19 protein-coding genes are annotated in these 21695 nt (G+C 45.5%); 3 read left to right on the plus strand and 16 right to left on the minus strand.

Annotated elements, in window-relative coordinates:
• Nucleotides 1-75 precede the first annotated feature (75 nt).
• Both AC6I8U_RS17295 and AC6I8U_RS17300 read right to left on the minus strand, forming a co-directional pair.
• On the minus strand, nt 76-1275 hold the full coding sequence (locus AC6I8U_RS17295) for an IS4 family transposase (protein WP_498019055.1): 1200 nt from the start codon (nt 1273-1275) through the stop codon (nt 76-78).
• A gap of 502 nt (nt 1276-1777) precedes the next feature.
• Entirely contained in the window at nt 1778-1981 is a 204-nt protein-coding gene (locus AC6I8U_RS17300) for a pyrophosphatase (protein WP_498019056.1), read from the minus strand.
• A gap of 236 nt (nt 1982-2217) precedes the next feature.
• Between AC6I8U_RS17300 and AC6I8U_RS17305 the strand changes: the two genes are divergently transcribed.
• On the plus strand, nt 2218-3165 hold the full coding sequence (locus AC6I8U_RS17305; protein WP_498018479.1) for an IS30 family transposase: 948 nt from the start codon (nt 2218-2220) through the stop codon (nt 3163-3165).
• A gap of 268 nt (nt 3166-3433) precedes the next feature.
• Here AC6I8U_RS17305 and AC6I8U_RS17310 read toward each other — a convergent pair whose 3' ends face one another.
• Nucleotides 3434-5137, minus strand: coding sequence for a protein adenylyltransferase SelO (locus AC6I8U_RS17310; RefSeq protein WP_498019057.1), 1704 nt, complete (start codon nt 5135-5137; stop codon nt 3434-3436).
• 166 nt (nt 5138-5303) lie between these two features.
• On the opposite strand from AC6I8U_RS17310, the gene AC6I8U_RS17315 reads away from it, so the two are divergent.
• Complete coding sequence (locus AC6I8U_RS17315) at nt 5304-6482, plus strand: multidrug effflux MFS transporter (protein ID WP_498019058.1); 1179 nt, start codon at nt 5304-5306, stop codon at nt 6480-6482.
• Nucleotides 6483-6501: 19 nt separating this feature from the next.
• On the opposite strand, the gene AC6I8U_RS17320 is transcribed toward AC6I8U_RS17315, so the two are convergent.
• The 10 genes from AC6I8U_RS17320 to AC6I8U_RS17365 all read right to left on the minus strand — a co-directional run bounded on the left by AC6I8U_RS17320 (nt 6502) and on the right by AC6I8U_RS17365 (nt 16933).
• A complete protein-coding gene (locus AC6I8U_RS17320; RefSeq protein ID WP_498019059.1) occupies nt 6502-7503 on the minus strand; it encodes a substrate-binding domain-containing protein in 1002 nt (333 codons plus the stop codon).
• A 53-nt stretch (nt 7504-7556) separates the two neighbouring features.
• Nucleotides 7557-8477: a ribokinase gene (gene rbsK, locus AC6I8U_RS17325; protein WP_498019060.1), complete on the minus strand. Its 921-nt coding sequence runs from the start codon at nt 8475-8477 to the stop codon at nt 7557-7559.
• Between the two features lie 260 nt (nt 8478-8737).
• A complete protein-coding gene (gene rbsB, locus AC6I8U_RS17330) occupies nt 8738-9616 on the minus strand; it encodes a ribose ABC transporter substrate-binding protein RbsB (RefSeq protein WP_042470265.1) in 879 nt (292 codons plus the stop codon).
• 78 nt (nt 9617-9694) lie between these two features.
• Nucleotides 9695-10687 carry a ribose ABC transporter permease gene (gene rbsC / locus AC6I8U_RS17335; RefSeq protein ID WP_498019061.1) on the minus strand — a complete coding sequence of 331 codons (993 nt, stop codon included), beginning with the start codon at nt 10685-10687 and terminating at the stop codon, nt 9695-9697.
• Nucleotides 10684-12189, minus strand: coding sequence for a ribose ABC transporter ATP-binding protein RbsA (gene rbsA, locus AC6I8U_RS17340; RefSeq protein ID WP_498019062.1), 1506 nt, complete (start codon nt 12187-12189; stop codon nt 10684-10686). The genes rbsC and rbsA overlap by 4 nt, the downstream gene beginning before the upstream one ends.
• A 49-nt stretch (nt 12190-12238) precedes the next feature.
• Nucleotides 12239-12658 carry a D-ribose pyranase gene (gene rbsD / locus AC6I8U_RS17345; RefSeq protein ID WP_498019063.1) on the minus strand — a complete coding sequence of 140 codons (420 nt, stop codon included), beginning with the start codon at nt 12656-12658 and terminating at the stop codon, nt 12239-12241.
• 293 nt (nt 12659-12951) lie between these two features.
• The gene (locus tag AC6I8U_RS17350; RefSeq protein WP_498019064.1) at nt 12952-14574 is read right to left on the minus strand and encodes a putative bifunctional diguanylate cyclase/phosphodiesterase; all 1623 of its coding nucleotides are present in this window, start codon (nt 14572-14574) and stop codon (nt 12952-12954) included.
• Between the two features lie 243 nt (nt 14575-14817).
• Nucleotides 14818-15387 (minus strand): sugar O-acetyltransferase, encoded by a 570-nt coding sequence (locus AC6I8U_RS17355; RefSeq protein WP_498019065.1) that lies wholly within the window; start codon nt 15385-15387, stop codon nt 14818-14820.
• 130 nt (nt 15388-15517) lie between these two features.
• Entirely contained in the window at nt 15518-16210 is a 693-nt protein-coding gene (locus tag AC6I8U_RS17360) for a type 1 glutamine amidotransferase domain-containing protein (RefSeq protein WP_498019066.1), read from the minus strand.
• 105 nt (nt 16211-16315) lie between these two features.
• Entirely contained in the window at nt 16316-16933 is a 618-nt protein-coding gene (locus AC6I8U_RS17365) for a glutathione binding-like protein (protein ID WP_498019067.1), read from the minus strand.
• Nucleotides 16934-17087: 154 nt separating this feature from the next.
• Between AC6I8U_RS17365 and AC6I8U_RS17370 the strand changes: the two genes are divergently transcribed.
• Nucleotides 17088-17666: a TetR/AcrR family transcriptional regulator gene (locus AC6I8U_RS17370; RefSeq protein WP_498019068.1), complete on the plus strand. Its 579-nt coding sequence runs from the start codon at nt 17088-17090 to the stop codon at nt 17664-17666.
• A gap of 105 nt (nt 17667-17771) precedes the next feature.
• Here AC6I8U_RS17370 and AC6I8U_RS17375 read toward each other — a convergent pair.
• The 3 genes from AC6I8U_RS17375 to AC6I8U_RS17385 form a co-directional block, all read right to left on the minus strand.
• Nucleotides 17772-19207, minus strand: a protein-coding gene (locus AC6I8U_RS17375; protein ID WP_498019069.1) for an IS1182 family transposase whose coding sequence is annotated in 2 segments (ribosomal slippage) — nt 17772-18034 and nt 18034-19207 — 1437 coding nt in all. Because the reading frame shifts where the segments join, the coding sequence is not laid out codon by codon here.
• Nucleotides 19208-19328: 121 nt separating this feature from the next.
• Entirely contained in the window at nt 19329-20555 is a 1227-nt protein-coding gene (gene gltS, locus AC6I8U_RS17380) for a sodium/glutamate symporter (RefSeq protein WP_394151206.1), read from the minus strand.
• 116 nt (nt 20556-20671) lie between these two features.
• Nucleotides 20672-21691 (minus strand): tetratricopeptide repeat protein, encoded by a 1020-nt coding sequence (locus AC6I8U_RS17385; protein ID WP_498019070.1) that lies wholly within the window; start codon nt 21689-21691, stop codon nt 20672-20674.
• Between the last annotated feature and the right edge of the window lie 4 nt (nt 21692-21695).

Consider the following 21695-nt stretch of genomic DNA (forward strand, 5'->3'; position numbering starts at 1 on the left):
CACTGAGCCCAGTTCGATTAATAAATAGCTCAAGATGTCGTCCTTCCTGCGCAGGCACTGAGGGATCCCCATTTTTTAGAACAACGGTTGGTCGATAATTCTCAGATAGTTTTTTGAGAGTATCGCCAACCCACTGCTAAATAATCGAATCAACTGTGCTTTGCTTGTATCTAATATCATGTTTTTGGTTAGCGTTAAGAATGACAAAACACGTTTTGATTTCGTCGTATTTGCTTGATATTTTTGGTTAATACCTTTCCTTTCAGATGCAAAACCGATCACCCATAAAACGAGAGTTGCAATACAAGCAATCAAACAAAGTATGGAGATCCGCTCTGAGTTCTGTGTCTGGCTGTGGTGCCAAGAAAACCCATAGCGTTGGCTTTTATCATCCCGAAAGTTCTGTTCGATTTGCATTCTTTTGCTGTAGTAAATCACAGCTTTCATTGGACTTAACTTCGAGTCATTGGTTACTAATACCCACGGCTCTTTTGCAATGGACTTGTATGTCCTTTCTGCATCAGGATAGATACCTTTGTTTCGTTGTTTTACCTTATGCCGGTTTTTTGCTTTCCCCTTGTAGCTAACAAAAGAGCAAGACACTTGGCTCTTCGATGTTTTTCCAAGTAACCCATCACCCAGCTTTTTAGCCTTTATATTCGCGTTTTTTCCAAGGTCTGAAACTGAACACCATGAGCTACCGTCAACTTTTCCAAAAATCCGACCACGTACTCGACCGAGATAATACCAACCTAGGCTCTCTATTTTTTTGAACCACGGTGTTTTAAATCCGCCATCTGTGACGATATAGACAGTTTTGTTCGCGGGAAGCATCGTAGCTAAAACGTCGAGAAATTGATTATGGATATGTTCCTTCTCTTGGTTGTCTTGCGTTACAACCGTGTTGTAGATAGGAATGGCCCTGCCATCTACTAGCAAGCTAGCTCTTAGAAGCCAATGTTCACGGTTACAGCATCCACTCCAATCGACTGCTACCACATAGCACGGAAGCTTAGCGAATAAGCCTTTGAACAAGGCTCGATAAATACTATCTCGCTCATTATGAAGTTTTTTGTTACCGAGAAGTCTGTCGATACGTTTGATTTTGTGTTTAACAGAGGTTAAGCCTTCGAGACAACGACCAATAGCCGTCAGACTCAACTCATTAGAACGAATAAGTGCGTTACTGGCAGTCAGCAATGAATTCACTCTAGCATGATTGAAATCAGCTAGAGATTGGCGGAGGGTTTTGTGGCAGAATTTAGTAATAAGCATGGCGTCGTGAGTTGTACTTTTGTTTTTTGGCGATTACATAAGATCACAACTCGCCATGCTTGTCATTTTTTTGGGGATTCGTCAGTGCGCAGGCAGGAATCTAGCCACAACGAGTAGCAATCTGTTTTGGATAACTCAGTTTTGCCCAATTCGGTGTTTCAAACCATACCCAAAATCACCGTCATCCCCTTGAAAAAGGGGATCTCATTCAGCGCGCTGAAAAGTTGAATTGTGTGATTTAGTCGAATACTTTCAGTCACCTACACTCCTTAGGAGATCCTCACTTTCGTTAGGATGACGAATATCTGGTGAGCGGAGGGGTTGGAATCAACAAGAAATTTTTGTCCAGAAACGTTTTTAAAATTGATCAAACTCTACTGTCCTCCGACAACAATGGCCAGATAAAGAGCGAGCACAGGGTCAGATAGAGTTTAAAAGTAGGTAGTGGTTAGGGGGAGTTGGTGATCTTAATTACACATCCCTGTGTAACGTTTTCTGAATGTCAGTTGGCTTTAAATCGCTTTATAAATTTACTTAAGCGTGGAATCAGGCTAGGCACAGTCGGCGCATCGGGAATCTCATTTACAAAAGTCATAAAGCGTTGTGCTTTATTTTTATCGCCTTGAGCAGTCCCTGCTAATATTGCTTGAGCTAAAATTACATGCTCAGCAGTAACGTCCTTATTCGAAAATTCGTGAATCAACATAGAAAATCCTAATAAGTATAAATACAAATGCAATAATACAATATATTGATGTTTATATCGATACCTTATGGCATTCATCAATGTCAGATTTGTGCAAAAGCAAGACAGTGAGCTTAGTGACTTTCCATACTCCCGATTTCAGATAATAAGTGCGACATTCATGGGAAGGTGTAGAAGAGGAAGCCAACTGCTGAAAGTGGTACGCTCTTCTCGCCAAAGAAACAAGCAGTACTACCATGAATTATCAGCAGTTGACCGAGGGCAGAAGATACCAGATTTCTGCTCTTTTGGAACGGGGAATTTCAGTTTCTGAAATAGCTAAAACAGTTCAGTGCCACCGCTCAACGGTTTATCGAGAGCTTAAAAGAGGTCGTAAAAGCAACCATTACTGTCCAAGCACGGCACAGATGCTGTCCATTACGAGACGAAGAGCTGCGCTTAAATACCGAATACCAAAGGAGCGTGTTGACTTTATTCGTCTTCTTCTAGAGGCGGATTGGAGTCCAGAGCAGATTTCGAGTGTATTGACGAAAGCTGGCGCAGCAGTCAGCCATGAGTGGATTTATCGTTTTGTTGCTAGCGACAAGCGCTCAGGCGGTAAATTATATCGTCACTTGAGACAAGGCCATAAGCGGTATCGTCGTGGTAAAAAAGAGAAAGCTCCAGCGATTAAGAATGCCGTTTCAATTGATGACAGACCAAGCATTGTTGACAGCAGAGAGCGGTTTGGTGACTGGGAAATTGACACTGTTCTCGGGAAGCATGGCACAGGCGCAATGGTGACTATTTTAGAGCGCAAAACACGGTTTTACTTGGTAAAGAAAGTACCATCTAAGTCAGCCGATGATGTTACCCAGGCCACAATAGATCTACTGATGCCTTACAAGGAGCATGTGCATACTATCACCGCAGATAACGGGCGAGAGTTCGCTGGTCATGAAGCCATCGCGAAAGCGCTCAAGGCAGATGTGTACTTTGCTCACCCCTACAGCTCTTGGGAGCGAGGTGCTAATGAAAATGCGAACGGCCTTCTAAGGCAATATGTGAAGAAAGGAACCGACCTATCGACGGTGACAGACAGTGATATAGAGTTCGCCCTATCGCGGATAAATTATCGACCAAGAAAGTGTCTAGGCTTCAAACAGCCAGCCATAATATTTAACAAAATGGCTTTGGCTGCTTGATATTGGAGAGTGTCGCACTTCGCCGTTGAATTCGGGCTTATACTAATTCGTGATTTGCTAATACTAGGTTCGCCGAAACTCATTCTGTCCAAAAGCAAGTTGAAAGCCTCACGCAACACCAGTTCGCACATTTTAACTTTGGGCGCCCGCGTTAAGTAGATTCCGCACCAAGTGCGGAATGACGATCAATTCAGCTTGAGTGCTTCTTCCACTTTGGGTGTACTTTGCACTAATCACATTTCTTGCCTAAGCAGTGGATATTGTGCACCTACGACGAACAACTATAATGCGTCACCCCACCCACATCAAAAAGCTCCAACGGTCTCAACAGATAAAACTTCCCTTCAACCTCTTTCGATTGCTCCCCATAAGGTTCACCAAACACTTCTTGCAACTCATGAATTAAACCAAATTCCCCAAGCTCTGCTTGTTTATACGCTGGCACAACTAACCACTCACGCCAAGTATACTTAGGGTTCACGCCCTGCATTTGCGTTGATAATTCCTGCTCACTAATAGCTGTATCAAGCTTGCTTCTCCACTCCGTTAACCAGTCACTCCATTGATTCATCAGTTCCTCATCTAGAGACGTATAGAAACTGGCTTCAAGCTCAGATATAGCATTCGGAAGGTAAGACAGCTGACGGAAAAAGATCGTGTAATCCACATGTGTCATCATCATGAGTTTAAACAGTTCTTGAAGAAGGTCGCCGTCGAACTCTGTAAGACCTAGCTTTGCAGTCCACATTTCGCTCAGTTTATCGTGCATCACTTGTGCGAAATCATCTTGAATCTGCCCCAGTTGCTCCAACGCTGCGGAATCTTCACGAATCAAAGGCATTAATGCCGAGCAAAAGCTTTCGAAGTTTTTCTCTGCCGCTTGGGGTTGGTTGAAGAATGAAAAATGACGACCACCGCCAGTCCATGGTTGATAGTAAGGTTCGAAGCGCTCAACAAAACCAAACGGACCGAAATCGAGGGTGAAACCGCCTATCGCACAATTATCACTATTGAAGTTTCCTTGGCAGAATCCGACGCGCATCCAGTGGGTCACTAACGTTGTAAGTCTGTCGCGAAAAGCTGTGGCAAAGGCGAGTAGCTTTTCGCCAGCAGGTAGTGTGGTATCAATTTGACCTGAATACTCGCGCTCAATGGCATGGTCGACGATCATCTCTAGTTCACGCATTGCTTCGGGGTGAGCGTCGCTGCGAGCTCTGCGTCCAAACAGCTCTAACTGCCCTACTCTTAGAAATGACGATGCTACACGAGTTGATATTGCCACTGGGTTGGAAACCATAATATCTGGGTTTTCTGAATGAGAACCCTCACGATACCAAGGTCTATCAACCGTTTCAGACTGAGAGGCAAACAAGCAAAGTGAGCGCGTTGTGGGGATGCCCAAGCTATGCATCAGCTCTTGAGCGAGGAATTCTCTAACGCTAGAGCGAAGTACCGCGCGTCCATCTGCGCCTCGACAATAAGGTGTAGGACCACCGCCTTTCAGTTGCATTTCCCAACGCTTATTGTTGAAGACACCTTCAAAGATAGACATGGCGCGACCGTCACCATATCCGTTACCTGTTTTGAATGGGCACTGTTCAATGTACTCAGTACCATAGATAGAAAGCGCGTAACCCGTTGCCCAGCCGAACTTTTCCATGGGTTCAGGTGCCTGGCTTAACTGGCCTGAGAAAACGTTTCGGAACTCATCTGTTAGCGCTAATGCATCCTCTAAACCAAGTTCTTCAAATAGTGATTGGCTGTGAGTAATGTAGATAGGATCGGAAATAGGTGTGGGTTTTACGGGGACAAAATGTCCTGTAAACACCTGCCTCAATTTATGGTCGTATCCAGTGCCATCAGAGTCAGGGTCACGGTTAAGCGACATCATTAATGAGTAGTCTGCGGCTTTGGCAAACTCTTCGATGGTAGTGATTCCTTGGCTCGACGTTTTCACTGCTCGTTCACTCATCCTAACTCTCTAATCCCTTTGATAATTTTCAATCTCTGCCAGCATCATACGGACATTCTATGGATAAGTATGACTTTTATCTTAATAACTAGCCAACACTCAGTCTATTAGCGTAATATGTCATACAAAATTCCCTCTCCTTTCTGCCATTTAATACGGAATCTCAATGACTCAAGGAATTCGCTATAAAGTCATTCTTCTCGCCTGCCTGATCATCAGCGTTGGTCAACTTAGCATGGGCTTAGTCTTTCCCTCTCTGCCTTGGATAGCTAAAGATTTCAACATCACACTAGATGAAGCACAGTTGTTGGTTGGTATCTACCTTCTGGGCTTTGGGCCTTCACAATTTTTATATGGTCCCATTTCTGACGCTATCGGTCGAAAAAAGGTATTGCTGACCGGCTTAGTTATCGCTCTCTTGGGTCTAGTGATGATCATCTTGATGCAAGACACCTTCAAAGGCATGGTGCTTGGTCGATTCTTGCAAGGGGTGGGAACAGGTTGCTGCGCGGTACTTGCTAGGGCATCCACGCGTGATCAGTTCAGCGGAGCGGATCTACCACTGGCGATGTCATACATTGCAATGGCAGCCTCGATTACACCAGTTATTGCGCCTGTGCTTGGTGGATTCATCAACTTCCACTTCGGCTGGAGCATGGTCTTCGTGTCGCTGTTTAGTTATGTAGCACTCGCTTGGGTGGCAATCGCGATTCTGTTCAAAGAAACAGTGGCAGAGAAGTCATCGATCCCTTCTCCAAAAAAGATGGTTATCCAGTATGGAGAGCTTCTAGGCTCTAGTTACTTTATGAGCTTTGCCAGCATCGGTTGGCTCAATTTTAGCTTGATGATCACTACGGTCTCTGTCATGCCGTTCATCATGCAAAATCAAATTGGAATGAATTCCGATGAGTATGCGTTATGGGCGCTGATCCCTGCCCTCGGTATGATTTGTGGTACCACGATATGTAATCGTGTTCGTCCTATCATCGGCAGTAAGAAAATGCTGTTGTGGACACCTGCTTTGCATGCAATAGCTGCCCTGTGGTTATTATTTTGTCCGCTAGAGCCTATCTACCTCATGTTGGGGCAACTGCTTATGATCTTAGGGAATGGTATTGCACTGCCTTGTGCACAAGCGATGGTTATGCTGCCTTATAAAAAACAAGCGGGCGCAGCGGCTGCGTTATCAGGTGGCGGACAGATGATCGTCTCTTCGATTGTCAGTATGTCATTGGTGCAACTTGGATTAAGCCAACCGTGGCACTTGTCTATCGTCATTGCGGTATTCGCGGTGATTACGCTAAGCAATGTTATTAGAGGGTTTAAGGTCGCTCAGCCTGCTTAAGGCTGAGCTTAGACGACTACTAAATGGTTTTTACGCTGTCGCGTACCACTAATGACGGCTCGAGTTGAACCACATCAGGGGCAAGATCGGTCTTATCGATTTTTGCCAGCAAGGTTTCAACCGCTGCTTTACCTAATCGATACTTAGGCTGATGAATGGTTGTAAGTGACGGGGTCATGTACTTAGCGATATGGATATCATCGTAGCCAATGATCGAAAGTTCATTGGGAACGGTAATTCCCTTGGCATGAGCAATATTGAGCGCCCCCATCGCCATCATGTCATTACAGACAAATAGTGACGAAGGCAGAGGCCCACGCTCAATCAAGGCTTCAAGCGATTTAGCGCCACCATCACACTCAAAGTCTGATTCGATAATCCAGTCTGGATTAATCGCAAGATGATGCTCTTTCAGCGCTTTCTTGTAACCCTCATAACGCATCAAGGCTTGATGACGGTTAAGTGGACCAGTAATACACCCCACTTCTTTATGACCATTCTCGATTAAGTGTTTTGTCGCAAGATATCCTCCCAGAAAGGAGTTATCTTGGATCTTGTCACTTTCGAAATGCATTGGCCCCCAGTCCATAACGACAACCGGGATTGACGGGTACTGCTCAAAGATATCGAGTTTCTCACCTGCTAGTGTCGCACACATCAAAATCAGTCCATCTACACGCTTTTGTAGCAAGGTGTCGATAGAGGCTTTCATTCGCTCGGTATCACCTTCGGTATTACAAAGGATGAGGTTGTAGTTTTGATGATAACAGCTGCGTTCGACCCCTTTTACTACCTCACCAAAGAACGGGTTGGTTGAGGTAGTCACTAGCATTCCAATTGTTCGTGTACGATTCATTTTGAGGCTACGTGCCAATGCAGAAGGTGCATAGTTGAGCTCTTTCGCTGCGTTGGTCACGCGCTCAGAAATCTCTTCACTCACGAATCGCGTTTTATTGATGACATGACTCACGGTCGACGTTGAAACGCCCGCGAGCCTTGCTATGTCCTTCATCGTTGCCATTGATCAAGGGTCTCCACTGCTTTTTGTTATGTTTATACGCTTAGAGTATGCCGCTAAGCTTGTTGAGCTCGAAACTCTTTTACTTCATTCAGGGTAGGAATGGAAGTCTGGGCACCAAATCGAGTTACTGAAATTGCTGCCGCAGCGTGAGCGAACACAATCGCTTCTTCGATAGGCTTTCCATCAATGAGACCAGTGACTAGCGCGCCGTTGAAGGTGTCACCTGCCGCTGTTGTGTCTGTCGCCTCTACCTTGAAGCCAGGGATACGCTCACCACGACCATTTTGGCTGAGCCAAACTCCTTTTGAACCAAGGGTAATCATAACGATTTCGATACCCTTGCGGTGAAGCGCGTTTGCAGCTTCTTGTGCGGAATCATCGTCGGTAACGGTAATGCCCGTTAGGACTTCGGCTTCGGTTTCGTTTGGTGTGATGACATCAACGCAAGAGAGCAGAGAATCAGGTAGAGCTCGAGCTGGTGCTGGGTTAAGCACAACATTGGTCTTTGCCGCTTTAGCCACTTGCGCTGCGTATTCAATACCTTCGATTGGCGTTTCTAGCTGCATGAGTAGGTAATTCGCGTTCTCTAGCAGGCCTTTATGTGGCTCTACACGTGCTTTGGTTAACTTGGCATTTGCTTCTGCTGAAATACAGATGCTGTTTTCACCACTGTCGGCTACTTGAATCATAGCAATACCCGTCGGTGTGCCTGGTTCTAATTGAACACCCGCGATGTTGATACCATCAGATTTGAATGCTTCGCGAATATTGATACCAAAAGCGTCATCGCCCACACAAGCAATGAAGCCCGTATCGCCGCCGAGTCTCGCAGCAGCAACCGCTTGATTTGCGCCTTTGCCACCTGGGATGACTTGATAGTTTCCACCATGCAATGTTTCGCCTGGGCGAGGGAAAGAAGGAACTTGCAGTACATGGTCTGCATTCACACTACCCAACACGATGAGTTTATTCATACTTTGTTCCTTTTTAACTCTTTTATGTAGATAACTTGGGGTTGCCTTTGGGTGGCAAGCCGAAGGTATCTGGTTGTCGCTAGCATTAGTTCTCCCCCTTGATAAGGGGGAGCTAGAGGGGGTATATGCGAAGGAGTTTGACTCACACGCACTACTCGAATTTGCTTCGCAAATTCAAGAGCACCCCTCCTAGCCTCCCAGCTACGCGCCCCGCTTGTAAGGGGAGGAACTATAGGCTGGCTCCTACGTCGCCTCGCCTATTACTCAGCTACAACTTTAAGAGGTACTGGGATGTACTCTTCTACTTTCTCGCCTTTCAGTACTTTGTCAGCAGTCTCCACACCTAGTGCACCGATCATATCTGGTTGCTGTGCAATCGTTGCTGCTAGCTTGCCGCGTTTAACCGCTGCCATGCCGTCTTCAGTGCCATCGAAGCCAACGATCATCACGTCTTTACCCGCTGCTTGAACCGCACGAAGTGCACCCAGTGCCATTTCATCGTTCTGTGCGAATACCGCTTGTACATCTGGGTTTGCTGCTAGAAGGTTTTCCATTACGTTCAGACCTTTAGTACGGTCGAAGTCAGCTGGTTGGCTAGCAAGTAGATCCATTTCTGAACCTTTAACCGCATTCATGAAACCTTCACCACGTTCACGTGCTGCTGACGTACCTGCGATACCTTCTAGTTGGATAACTTTCGCCTTCTCACCCACTTTTTCCATAATGTAGTGACCAGCCATTTCGCCACCAACTACGTTATCTGATGCGATGTGGCTTACTACGTCACCACGGCTAGCGCCACGGTCAAGCGTCAGTACAGGGATGTTCGAGCGGTTTGCCATGCGGATAGCGTTCGATACTGCGTCTGAATCAGTTGGGTTGATAAGAATTGCTTTAACGCCACGAACCGTCAGATCTTCGATGTTTGATAACTCTTTGCTTGGGTCATTTTGCGAGTCCAAAACGATTAGGTTGTAACCTAAATCCTTGGCTTTCGCTTCCGCACCTTCTTTCATCGTTACGAAGAACGGGTTGTTAAGCGTAGAGACAACAATCGCCATCGTGTCTTGTGCTGATGCAGCTGTAGACATAGAAGCAGATAGCACGGCAGCAGAGATTAAAGTGGCTAGTTTTTTCATCGTTTTAGTCCTTTGTGTAGGGGGCGGCTCAACTCATTGTCGAGCCTGTTATTGTAAATAATCTAGTGTTAATCGAGGTTACTTGTTTTTGTTATCCACCAGTACCGCAAGCAAGATAACCACTGCTTTTGCGATCATTTGGTAGTAAGAGGAAACATCCAATAGGTTAAGTGCGTTGTTCAGGAAGCCGATAATCAGAGCACCAATTAGCGTACCCATAATTCGACCCTTACCACCCATCAAGCTGGTACCGCCAAGAACAACCGCGGCAATGGCGTCAAGCTCGTATCCCATACCCGCTGTAGGCTGAGCCGATGAGAGACGAGAGGTAACGATAATGCCCGCCAGTGCTGCAAGCAGACCACAGATGGCATAAACACCAATCTTCACTTTGTCGACGTTGATACCTGATAAGCGAGTCGCTGATTCATTGCCGCCTAGCGCATAAACGTAGCGACCAAAGCGAGTGTGGTTAAGTAGATACCAAACAGAAGCGAATACGACGACCATAATCCAAACTGGAACTGGGATGCCCAAAGCGTAACCCGTACCAAACCATGCGAACGCGTCAGCCGTATCGGTAAAGCCTGTAGAGATTGGACGACCATCGGTGTACACCATGGTCACACCGCGCAGAAGCGTCATAGTAACCAGAGTGGCGATGAACGCCTGAACCTTACCTTTGGCGATGATAATACCGCTTATTGCACCAAGAGCTGCACCAGCAAGAAGCGCGGTTGGAACCGCGATCAATACCGGGACTTCCATCGCTATCAAACTGGCCGCAAATGCGCCACAAAGTGCGAGTACTGAGCCTACGCTCAAATCGATACCTGCGGTTAAGATGACCAAAGTCATACCCACTGCGATAATGGCATTCACAGAGGTTTGGCGGAGAATATTCAGAATATTATCGACGGTGAAAAAGTTCGGGTTTAGAAAAGACACCACGATAATTAGGAAGATCAGCGCAATCAGTGATTTTTGCTCAATCAACCATTCTTTATTGAAAAGAGGCTTCTTGTTTTCCATCTCGATGCTCATCTCTTTGTTGATGGTTTTGTTGTTCATGCTGCTTCCTCACTTACATTTTTACCGACAGCGCATGCTAGTAGTTTCTCTTGGTCTGCATCTTGAGCCATAAACTCACCGCTTATATGCCCTTCATGCATCACCAAAATTCGATCACTCATGCCAAGTACTTCTGGCATTTCAGATGACACCAAAATGATGCTCATGCCATCTGCTTTAAACTTGCTGATAAGTTGATAGATTTCTTTCTTGGCACCAACGTCCACACCGCGAGTTGGCTCGTCCAGAATAAGCACCTTAGGTTTAGTCATAAGCCCTTTGGCAATGGCGACTTTCTGTTGATTACCACCGGAAAGATTGCCAATGATTTGGTCACGAGTTGGCGTTTTAATGTTGAAGAGCTTGATAAAGTCTTCTACTGCAATCACTTCTTCACCATGCTGGATCTGCATGCCTTTAGATAGCTGTTCGAGTGCACAGATCGACATGTTTTCCTTAACGGACAATCCTAGTGCTAAACCATCGCCTTTACGGTCCTCTGAGATATAAGCAATACCGTTTGCCAAGCCTTCTTGAGGGCTATCTGGGTTGATGGTTTTACCATTAAGAATCACATCACCAGACTGGCGTTTCAGCGCGCCATAGATAATTTTCATTAGCTCTGTGCGCCCTGCTCCCATCAAGCCGGATACACCAAGGATCTCTCCTTGATCTAGGGTAAAGCTCACATTATCAACGCCTGGGCCCGAAAGATTTTTTACTTCGAGGCTTGTTTTACCGTGGACGGCATCAATACGAGGGTACTGCTCATCTAGCTTACGACCTACCATCATCTCGATTAGGGTGTCTTCATCAGTTTCGGCAACGGTACGCTGACCGATGAACTTGCCATCACGAAGTACGGTAATGTCATCGCAAATCTCAAAGATCTCTTTGAGGCGGTGAGAAATGTAAACAATGCCGCAGCCTTGTTCACGAAGCTCATTAATGACACTGAAAAGGGATTCGGTCTCTGTATCTGTCAGTGCGTCGGTTGGCTCGTCCATGATAATAACTTTCGACTCAAACGACAGAGCTTTCGCGATCTCAACCATCTGTTGTTCGCCTAAGCTCAACTCACCCAAAGGCGTTTTCGCACTATGTTTCACGTTGAGCCTGGCCAGCAATCGGTCTGCTTCAGCGTACATTTCGGACCATAAAATACGTCCAAACGCATTGGTCTTTTCACGACCTAAGAAGATATTCTCCGCAATGGTAAGCTCAGGGATTAGGTTGAGCTCTTGGTGAATAATACTGATGCCCGCTTGTTGAGAGTCTCGCGGTCCTTTGAATCCAGTTTCTTCACCTTGATAGCGAAGCTCTCCCGAGTCTTTCGAGTAAATGCCTGTCAGCACCTTCATCAACGTAGACTTGCCAGCACCGTTTTCGCCAAGCAGTGCCATCACTTTACCTGGGTAGACGTTAAGGCTCGCTTTATCCAAAGCCTTCACACCAGGGAAGGCTTTTTCAATCTCGCTGAGTTGTAAAATTGGTTGCAGCATGAGGATGTCCTGTATATTTCGCTGAACTTAACTCGTATTTCGTGGCGGCTTAAAACACGACGCCAGCTTGGAAAATCACATTGGCATAAGGTGTACACTCACCTGTTCGAACGACTGCTCTTGAATCAACAGTTTTGGCTTTAAACTCTTCATGAGTAATATAACGAACAGTAATCTCTTTCCCCGTATTAACCTGCTCTTGCTCTATCACTGCGAGCAATGCGTTGTGAAGCTCTGGGCTCACTGCTTTAAACTCTTCAGCTAGAATCACACCTTCAACCTGCGCTTCTGATAGATAGACTTTAACGGTATCGATGAAGGCTGGTACGCCGTGAGTTAGGGCTAAGTCGATACGCTGCACTTTATCAGCAATCGGCAAACCTGCATCGCAGATCGTCACCTCATCGGTGTGCCCCAAGGTTGACACCAAATAGGAAAGTTCTGAGTTAATTAGGGCGCTTTTTTTCATTGTTAGTACCTGCTTCATGCGGCTTTATCGAGACTGTAGGGCTTGATAAAAATTCTTGGTCACTTTGCTGTTATCTTTTGTTGATAAAACAATCATCGAAACGTTTCGATGACAATCCTAGCGCAGTCTGAATAAAGATCGATGCAAGTTGCATTTAAGTGTGACTTAGATCGCTCCATCGAAACGTTTCGATGTGTTTTTCGTGAAAGGTCTCAAATTGTAAATAGAGTGTCTAAGGGAGGAAATAAATGAAGAGCTAATCAAACGGATTGGTTAGATAAGCATCACGTTGATTAAAGAGCGTGTTCCACTTTCACACAAGATGAGATATGCGGTCCTGAAGCAAAGTGACAGCCAATGAGTCTAAGTGATTCTAGTTGCCCTTCGGTCTCGACGCCTTCAGCAATCGTATCTATATTCAGTACCTTAGCTAAGCTAACAATGGCTTTTGCAACCTGCTCGACTGATTTGTCCTGCGCGATCTCAGCGACGAGCTGTGCACCAACCTTTAACTTTTGTATTGGCAGCTCACGAAGTTCAGAAATGGAAATGTGCCCCATTCCAAAATCTGCCACGGTTATCTGGCAACCCAGTTCGACAAGTTGATAGAGCTCATCGACACAACGTTTCTTCGAGAGCATGTCTTCAAATACTTCTAGCACTAGGCAGCGAGGAGGTAAGTGATACTTTTCGAGAATATCGGTCACTTCTTGAGTAAAGAGTCCATGTCCGAAGTTCTTCGAGGATACCTTAACCGCGACAGTTTTTAGCTCGCCAACTGAGGCGTACTTACAGGCTTGTTCGATAGTAAATAGATTAAGCTTGCGAATCAGCTGAGTTTCTTCTGCAATAGGAATGAACTCGAATCTATCGACCTCGCCAAACATCGCATCGCTCCACTCAAGGCGGCTCTTGTAAGCAACGACGTTTTTTAGCTCGAGATCGATGACGGGTAAAAAGCTCACCTCGAGCTTGTGTGATTCTATGGCTTGAGCAAGACGTTGCGCCATCGCAGTTTTGCGTCCCCACTGCTCACCCATCGCTTCATCGTAACTCATCCAAGTCGTTTGACACTGTTTGGCACGGTACATCGCGAGATCGGCTTGTTTAAGTAACAAGCTAGTAGGAATCGTCCTACTTACATTCGTTGTAATCCCAACAGAGGCTGAGCCACGCTCGGATTTGTTGCCCACCTCAATAAAGGCAATCGCATCCACAATATGTTGTGCATAGTGTTCTGCGCGCTTTTTCCCACAATTAGGGAGCAAGGCAACAAACTCATCACCGCCCAAACGCGCGACCAAGCCATTATCACCAACCGCCGTTTTAAAGCGCTTGGCCACGTTTTGCAGGAACAGATCACCAAAGTCATGCCCTTTGCTGTCATTGATAGACTTAAACTCATTAAGGTCGATCAACAGCAGCGAATATGGATGGTTGGTAGATTGCTCATCTACTAAGAAACGTTGCAGGTGCTCAAAGAAAGACGTTCGATTTGGAAGTCTAGTAAGGGCATCAAAATAGGCGAGATCACTGAGTCTATCCGTTAGGTGCTTCTCTGACGTTACATCTCGTTTAACCGCAATGTAATAAGACTGTCCAAGGTAGTCGAAGGGGCTAATGTGGGCATGCTCGATAAACAAAGAACCATTTTTCTTTCTGTTTACCAACTCACCATGCCAATCCTTACCGGTTACAAGCTTAGACCACATATCTTGGTAGGTGGCAGAAGAGGTTTGTCCTGACTTGAGGAGCTTAGGGTTTCTGCCAATGACTTCTTCGCGAGTATAACCAGTCAGTCGAGTGAACTGTTCATTGACGTACTGAATGCGTGCAGTGTCATCAGTAATAATGACGGCAACCGAAGCGCTTTTCAGTGCTGATTCCATCAATCCTAACGACAACTCAAATTCCATAAAACGTAACGCCTAGCCTAACTTCTAACAGTCAATATCGATAAGTAAGGAAAACATGATAAAATTTAATGGAACCAACATCAAACAAAACGTCAAAAACTTGCTGTTTTAACAACATTTTTTTGACGCACTAGAAACTAATCGTCTTTGAGACAGCAACTTGGAGAGCATAGTCGCCTAACATTATGACAGTTAGACGAACTATGTATGGAAATGCAGACGTGAAGAAGCGTTTAAAACGCGCTAGTCATTATCAATCTGTTTAATGACACGACATGGATTCCCTACGGCTAAACTATTCGCTGGAATGTCTTTGGTCACAACACTTCCCGCACCGATCACGGCATTATCACCAATGGTCACACCAGGACAAACGATCGCGCCACCGCCAATCCACACATTATTACCTATCTTAATTGGTAACCCGAACTCAACTTCCTCTTCAACTCGACCTTTCACATCGAGTGGATGTCCCGCGGTATAGATCTGTACGTTCGGCGCAAACAACACGTTATCACCAATCTCAACCACATTAACGTCTAGGATGACGCAGTTAAAGTTGGCGTAAAAGTTTTCACCAACGTGAATATTCTCACCATAGTCGCAGCGAAATGGCGGCTCTAGATAAAGACTGCCCTTTCTGTTGGGAATTAAGGCTTCTTGCGCTTCTTTCCACTCAGGTGTGTTAGGGATACTATCGTTTAGCTTTTTGAGAGTGTGACGACATTGGACTCGTGAAGCCAGCAACTCCTCATCCCATGCTAGATAAGGTTCGCCAGCAAGCATTTTTTCACGTTCAGTTTTGGTAGACATCTATTTCTTCCACTTATTGTAATTACTGATAGCATTCAATGATTAACAATCTATGACAATGTCAGAAATTTGTCAGATAAGCGCGGTTATTTCATGGTATCGCTAGCGTCGTCACACTATGTGTAGAAGTCTAATTATTGGCAATCAAGCTTAGAATTGCTTGCGCAGCGGCTCGCGAGCTAGCGGGGTTTTGACCAGTGACCAGCTTGTCATCAATCACAACATATTCTGCCCAATCTTCCGCTTTGGAATACGATGCACCGAGTTTTACCATCTCATCCTCGAGAGAGAATGGAACCACATCAGAAAGACCGACAGCGGCCTCTTCTGAATTGCTAAACCCGGTTACTTGACGACCTTTAACCATAGGCGTTTCGTCTTCATTAGCGGCATTAATCAACACGCCTGAAGCATGGCATACTGCCCCAATGGGTTTATCATCGCTGTAGAAATCATCAATCAAAGTAACGGAGTCAGGATCGCAGGTAAGATCCCAAAGAGGTCCATGTCCACCAGGGAAGAATATGGCGTCATAATCGCTTGCGCGGACTTCGACTAGCCTCAAGGTGTGCGATAGATGTGTTTTCGCGACATCATCATTTTCAAAGCGTTTTGTCGCTTCTGTTTGATAGTCTTCGTCTTGGCTCTTGGGATCGATGGGAGGGTGACCACCAGCAGGAGAACACAATGTGATATGAAGACCCGCGTCTTTAAAAACATAATACGGGGCGGCAAACTCTTCTAACCAAAATCCTGTTTCTTCGTTGGTATCACCCAAACGACGATGTGATGTCAGGACTATTAGGATTTTCTTTTGAGTCACTCGATACTCTCCACTAGATGTCTACATTAAACCTAGTGAAAAGCTGAGAAATTTCAAATACAAGGGGATCCGATAACCCAATCCCCTATCATATTGCTAGACGACTTAACCTTGTAGAGCAGGTCTGGTTGACACCTTATCAAACCAACTTTTGATGTTCTGATTAGATTCAAAAACTTCAATTTTCAGTGCATTGACCGCAACCACTACAAAGATATAAGCGCTGATATCAGCGATACTATAATTCTCTGTTGCTACGTAACTTGACTGCCCGAGTTGCTTGTCTAATTTCGGTAAAAACAGTTCCACTCTGTGCTTCGCTTCTTTACCCCAATCCTCAACACAGTTTTCTCGATCGCTGTATAAACCTGTTAGATTTCTGAATGCTTGAAACGCATTTTGAATACCATCGATTTCAACGATGCGGTTCCACATTTCTACCTTGGCGCGCTCTACCGTATTCTGGCCAAACAGGTTCAAGTCATTAGGTGTGATTTCATCAAAATAGCGACTGATAGCCACGGTTTCACTTAAGTGCGTACCATCATCAAGCTCTAGCAAAGGCACTTTACCGTTCACGCTTTTGTCTTGGTAACCCTGATCTAGGTTATCCCCTTCCCTAACGTTAATTTCAACTCGCTCCAAATCAGCAACACCGATTTCACGCAAGAAAAGATTAAGGCGTTTACAGCTTACCGTCGCCGCTTGTTCGTACAATTTCATGGTTCGTCCCTTTTATCTAACCGATCGTTTAGATATACTCTATGCAATAACTAAACGATCGGTCAAGAATTAATTTCCGTTTCTGCTCAGTATGCTTGTACAATACGAGCTGCAGTTTGGCAGTAACGAAATGAACGTTTTATCTGAGGTTTGTATGGCAAGAAAAGCTAACTTTTGTAAACAAGAAAAGCTTGAACAAGCGATGGCTCTGTTCTGGAGCAAAGGCTTTGCCAATACCTCCATTAACGACCTGACTGAAACGCTCGAGATCAACCGCTTTAGCTTGTACAACACCTTTGGTGATAAAGAGACTCTGTATTATCAAGCTCTCGACAACTACCTAAGGTCGATCTCCTTCCCTAAATTAGAGCCTTTGCGAGCTAGAGATGCAGGTATCGAAACGCTAGAAACCTTCTTAGTAGGCTTTGCTGAAAAACAGAAAGAAAATACGTGTGGCTGCTTTATTCAGAACGCCGTGGTCGAACATGCCGGCGAGAATCAAGAAGTCTTAAAGCGCAGCGATGCGCTATTCAACACCCTACAAACTGCAATCGTAGAAGCGATCAAAAGTGCCCAGGACCAGTCACAGATAAGCCGAAAACAGGATGCAGAGTCACTGGGACAGTTCGTCATCTGCCAGATGCAAGGGATGCGAGTACTTGGCAAAGCAAAACGCTATCAAGAAATTGATACCGCCACACAGGTCCTGCTCCAATACTTAAAAAGCGCATAAAAAAAAGACGCCTTTCTAGGCGTCTCAGACTGCTGACGAACCCCACTTTTCGAAGTGGGGTTCTCTTTTATGAGCGGCCGTAGGCCGCGATCGCGATATTTTTGGTCATGCCAAGTTTAGAAAAGCACAATGCTTAATTTGGTATCTAGACGCCATAATTTGACGTATTTGGGACATATTTAGCCCTATTTTTCGTAAATAGCTCACCACCAACGCTATCTTCTTGATGTTTTGAGCGGCAGCAGCCAGCCAACACTGCATCTGCACTTTGGATAATCCACGGAAGCGGGCATAACGGTGACCATGGTGCTGCTTAGCGTCGGCGAAGCTCCGCTCTACCGTCTCACTTCTTCGTCTGTATGTCTTTTTCCATAAGGTGAGAGCCGCATTTGGTTTGCTCTATCCACCGCGTCTGTATAGATGTGTCTTGTAATGACTTTCTTCATGTTTTTACTTTGCGTACAGTCATCTCGCATTGGGCAGAGAGCACACTCTTTCGGGTCGGAGTGATACTCACGATACGCATCTCTAGACGTTGTTTTATAGATGAGCTCTTGACCGTTAGGACAGCGGTAACTGTCTCGCTCTTTGCTGTAGATAAAGTGTTTTTTCTTGAATGCATTCTTTGTTCTGGACGGTCTGCGATAACCGAACACGCCCAAGATATTTCGACGCTCTAATGACTCAGCGACTGGCGCAGTGAAGTAGCCCGCATCGAGTCCAACGGCGATTGGATTAAGGTTAAATTGCTTTAGGGTAGAGTCCAGACGCTTAACATAAGGTTGAGAGTCATTGATATTACCTGCAGTGACATGGGTATCTAAGATAATGCCATGCTGCCCATCCACTGTACGGTGGTCGAGATAGAAGAAGCCTTGAGGCTTATTATCTCGAGTCATGAAGCCACTTTCCGGGTCGGTCGTACTTGTTTTTGTATTCTTAGTTTTAGGCTCTGAGGCACGTGCTTTTAAAGGTTTCTTACCCTCTTTCTCTCGGTCTAGCGCGACATCTTCATCGAGCATATCAAGATAGGCACTGGCGCGAACCTTAGTCACTTTGTTCGTGTGCTTATTCTTATTGGCATTGGCTTTTAGGTGCGTGCTGTCAGTAAAGAGCTCCTGGCCAGCAACCAAGCCTTTCGCCATAGCCTGCTCCACGACATTGATAAAGATACGTTCAAACACATCGGTACCATTAAAGCGGCGAATACGGTTTTGGCTGAGTGTCGACGCATGGATAACTTTCTCTGTCAGTGACATACGCAAGAACCATCGATACGCGACATTGACTTCAATCTCTTTCACGAGTTGTCGCTCGCTTTTGATTCCGAAGAGATAGCCAAGCAGGATGATTTTAAACAGGCGCACAGGGTCAACAGGTGGGCGACCGTTGTCTTTACAGTAGAGGTGAGCGACTTCATCACGGATAAATTCGAAGTCGATGGCTTTATCTATTTTACGAACTAAATGATTCTGAGGAACGAGCTGTTCCATAGTGACCATTTCGAGTTCATATTGTTGAGGTGAAGGCTCTTGAAGCATATTGAGATATCCATATTTCGATACCTCTATTAGATCAAAGGTCTAGCCTGATGGCTAGACCTTTGTCAGCAATCTGAGACGCCTTTCTAGGCGTCTTTTTCTTTCACAACTCATTCTAGAACTAGGCGAGCACGCCCATAAAGTAAGGGATAATGAACGCGTTAGCCAAATCAATGAAGAATGCGCAAACCAATGGGACCACAATAAAGGCTTGATGCGAGTTACCGTACTTTTGCGCTACTGCTGACATGTTTGCCATCGCCGTTGGTGTCGAGCCCAATGAGATGCCACCAAAACCTGAACAGATAACCGCTGCGTCATAGTTTTTGCCCATCGCAGGGAAGATGATGAACAGGTTCACCAAAATAGCGACGATGAACTGGGCACCCAATATCGCAAAAATCGGTCCAGCCAAATCAACCAGCGTCCACAGCTGCATACTCATCAGGGACATTGCCAAGAAAGCACCCAGAGACATATCCGCAATCAAAGCGACTGCTGGCTTATTGGCAGGCCAAGTAGTCCCGGTAATGCGCGGATAGTTGTGCGGTACGATGTTAGAAAGAATAATACCTGCGAACAGACACGTTACGAATAGCGGTAATTGAAGCCCAAGGTATTCCACACCCTCGTTAAGGAACACACCCACAATAATACAAGTGTGAATCGCCAACATGGCATCTAGGAAGTCGTAAGAGGTAATCTTTGGCTCAGGTTTGTCGTCTGCAACACCAACGTCTAACGCTTGATCCTCAGCAGGCTTCAAATCATGACGTTTAATTAAAAACTTAGCAATTGGACCACCCATGATACTTGCCAGTATCAATCCGAAGGTTGCACTCGCAATACCAATTTCCATCGCGGTATTCAAACCGAACTCTTCTTGAATCCTAGGAGCCCACGCGATTGCTGTACCATGACCGCCGATCAGTGAAACCGTACCACTCAATAGCCCCGCCACAGGCTCTAGACCAAATGCCGTCGCCACCGTAATACCCGTTAGGTTCTGTACAAGCATATAGCCAACCGTGATCACCAATAGAATGATAAGCGGCTTACCACCCTTCATTAGATCACCAAGGCTTGCATTAATACCAATCGTCGTAAAGAAATAGACCAGCAGCACGTCTCGAGCCATTAAATCAAACGACACTTCAAGAGACGTAGCCATGTGAAATAGAGCGAACAGTACCGAGAATACAATACCGCCTGAAACAGGCTCGGGGATACTAAACTCCTTTAGAAACCCCACCACCTGGTTAAGTCTGCGTCCGACAAATAGAACAATAATGCCCATCGTCACCGCTAGAAAAGAATCAATATGAATGACACCGTCTTCAATGATCATAAATCTACATCCTGTAACAAATTTCTAACTACAGGATGCCCTTAATCAGAACGCTATCCAACTCTTTTCTAATTAATTTTTTATTTTGTTACACATCGCTCAAAAAGCATTCGGCACTAGTTTTGAGCCTTTAGTTGTTCTATGACATAAGGAGGCGCAACATTTCCCAACTCCTCTAAACACACATCGGCTTTAGGATGGTCATAGCGAAAGTAAATGTCACACACTGCATAAAGCTGCTCTGGCGCCCCGGAAATTAGATACGCTTTCTCAAACGAGTCCGTCGCTTTCTCCACGTCCAAAGGCTCCTGCAATACACCATTTAAATACCAGTAATAGCTGTTACCTGGCGCGAGCGTTGTTGCTTTCTCAATCGCCACAGCGGCTTGTGCTTTTTCATCCATACGGACCAAAGTTAGCGCTTTCGCGTATTGCAGCTGCCCTGACTTGGCGTTTTGCTCAATCGCTGCATTAAGTACGTCCAGCGCTTTTTGATCTTGAGACTGAGCTCGATAATTATCTGACAGACTCAAAGATGCTTGCGTAGATAATGAGGGTTCGGCAAGCAGTGTTTGATATAGTGCTTCGGCTTTATCCCATTCTTTGTGCCAACGGTAGACATCGGCTAAAAGTAGCTGGCTGCGCTTTCCTGACTGCTTTGAAAGGTACTCAATCGTCGTAGGATAATTCTTATTGATAGCCTCTTGCTGCAACTTCGTCATCGTTGAAAAGTCCGGAATTAAACTCACAACTGCAGCCACTTGTACCGCCTTTTCAGGGTCTGATAGCAAAGGCGAGACTAACTTCCAACGGTACTCAAATTGGTAGGGCTTGGCACCAACGATGGCAGCTTCTCGAATATCCGCATTAGTATCCTTAAGCGATCTGGTCACTGCCACCAGCGCGTTTTGATTCGGATACTGGCTAAGCTCATGTAACGCGTCCACGCGCCTCTCTGCACTCTCACTCTGATTTTGTGCTGTGTATGAAAGTCTTTGAATGCGCTGCTCGGTCGATTCAGACTGATTTTGAGTGGTGGTTGTGATTGGTGCTTGCTGTTGCGTGTCGGTTGCCAATGCAACTTGGCTCATCGAGGCAACAACTATGCCTGCTAGTACTAGTGGTCTCAATTTCATCGTT

This window comes from Vibrio sp. KUL80 (assembly GCF_059725495.1).

Bases quoted from the DNA above. Each gene is read 5' to 3' on its own strand.
- AC6I8U_RS17350 (WP_498019064.1), bottom strand. From the start codon at position 14,574: ATGGAATTTGAGTTGTCGTTAGGATTGATGGAATCAGCACTGAAAAGC.
- gltS (WP_394151206.1), bottom strand. From the start codon at position 20,555: ATGATCATTGAAGACGGTGTCATTCATATTGATTCTTTTCTAGCGGTG.
- AC6I8U_RS17365 (WP_498019067.1), bottom strand. From the start codon at position 16,933: ATGAAATTGTACGAACAAGCGGCGACGGTAAGCTGTAAACGCCTTAAT.
- rbsK (WP_498019060.1), bottom strand. From the start codon at position 8,477: ATGAATAAACTCATCGTGTTGGGTAGTGTGAATGCAGACCATGTACTG.
- AC6I8U_RS17310 (WP_498019057.1), bottom strand. From the start codon at position 5,137: ATGAGTGAACGAGCAGTGAAAACGTCGAGCCAAGGAATCACTACCATC.
- AC6I8U_RS17385 (WP_498019070.1), bottom strand. From the start codon at position 21,691: ATGAAATTGAGACCACTAGTACTAGCAGGCATAGTTGTTGCCTCGATG.
- AC6I8U_RS17295 (WP_498019055.1), bottom strand. From the start codon at position 1,275: ATGCTTATTACTAAATTCTGCCACAAAACCCTCCGCCAATCTCTAGCT.
- AC6I8U_RS17320 (WP_498019059.1), bottom strand. From the start codon at position 7,503: ATGGCAACGATGAAGGACATAGCAAGGCTCGCGGGCGTTTCAACGTCG.
- AC6I8U_RS17315 (WP_498019058.1), top strand. From the start codon at position 5,304: ATGACTCAAGGAATTCGCTATAAAGTCATTCTTCTCGCCTGCCTGATC.
- AC6I8U_RS17305 (WP_498018479.1), top strand. From the start codon at position 2,218: ATGAATTATCAGCAGTTGACCGAGGGCAGAAGATACCAGATTTCTGCT.
- AC6I8U_RS17300 (WP_498019056.1), bottom strand. From the start codon at position 1,981: ATGTTGATTCACGAATTTTCGAATAAGGACGTTACTGCTGAGCATGTA.
- rbsC (WP_498019061.1), bottom strand. From the start codon at position 10,687: ATGAACAACAAAACCATCAACAAAGAGATGAGCATCGAGATGGAAAAC.
- AC6I8U_RS17355 (WP_498019065.1), bottom strand. From the start codon at position 15,387: ATGTCTACCAAAACTGAACGTGAAAAAATGCTTGCTGGCGAACCTTAT.
- rbsA (WP_498019062.1), bottom strand. From the start codon at position 12,189: ATGCTGCAACCAATTTTACAACTCAGCGAGATTGAAAAAGCCTTCCCT.
- AC6I8U_RS17370 (WP_498019068.1), top strand. From the start codon at position 17,088: ATGGCAAGAAAAGCTAACTTTTGTAAACAAGAAAAGCTTGAACAAGCG.
- rbsB (WP_042470265.1), bottom strand. From the start codon at position 9,616: ATGAAAAAACTAGCCACTTTAATCTCTGCTGCCGTGCTATCTGCTTCT.
- rbsD (WP_498019063.1), bottom strand. From the start codon at position 12,658: ATGAAAAAAAGCGCCCTAATTAACTCAGAACTTTCCTATTTGGTGTCA.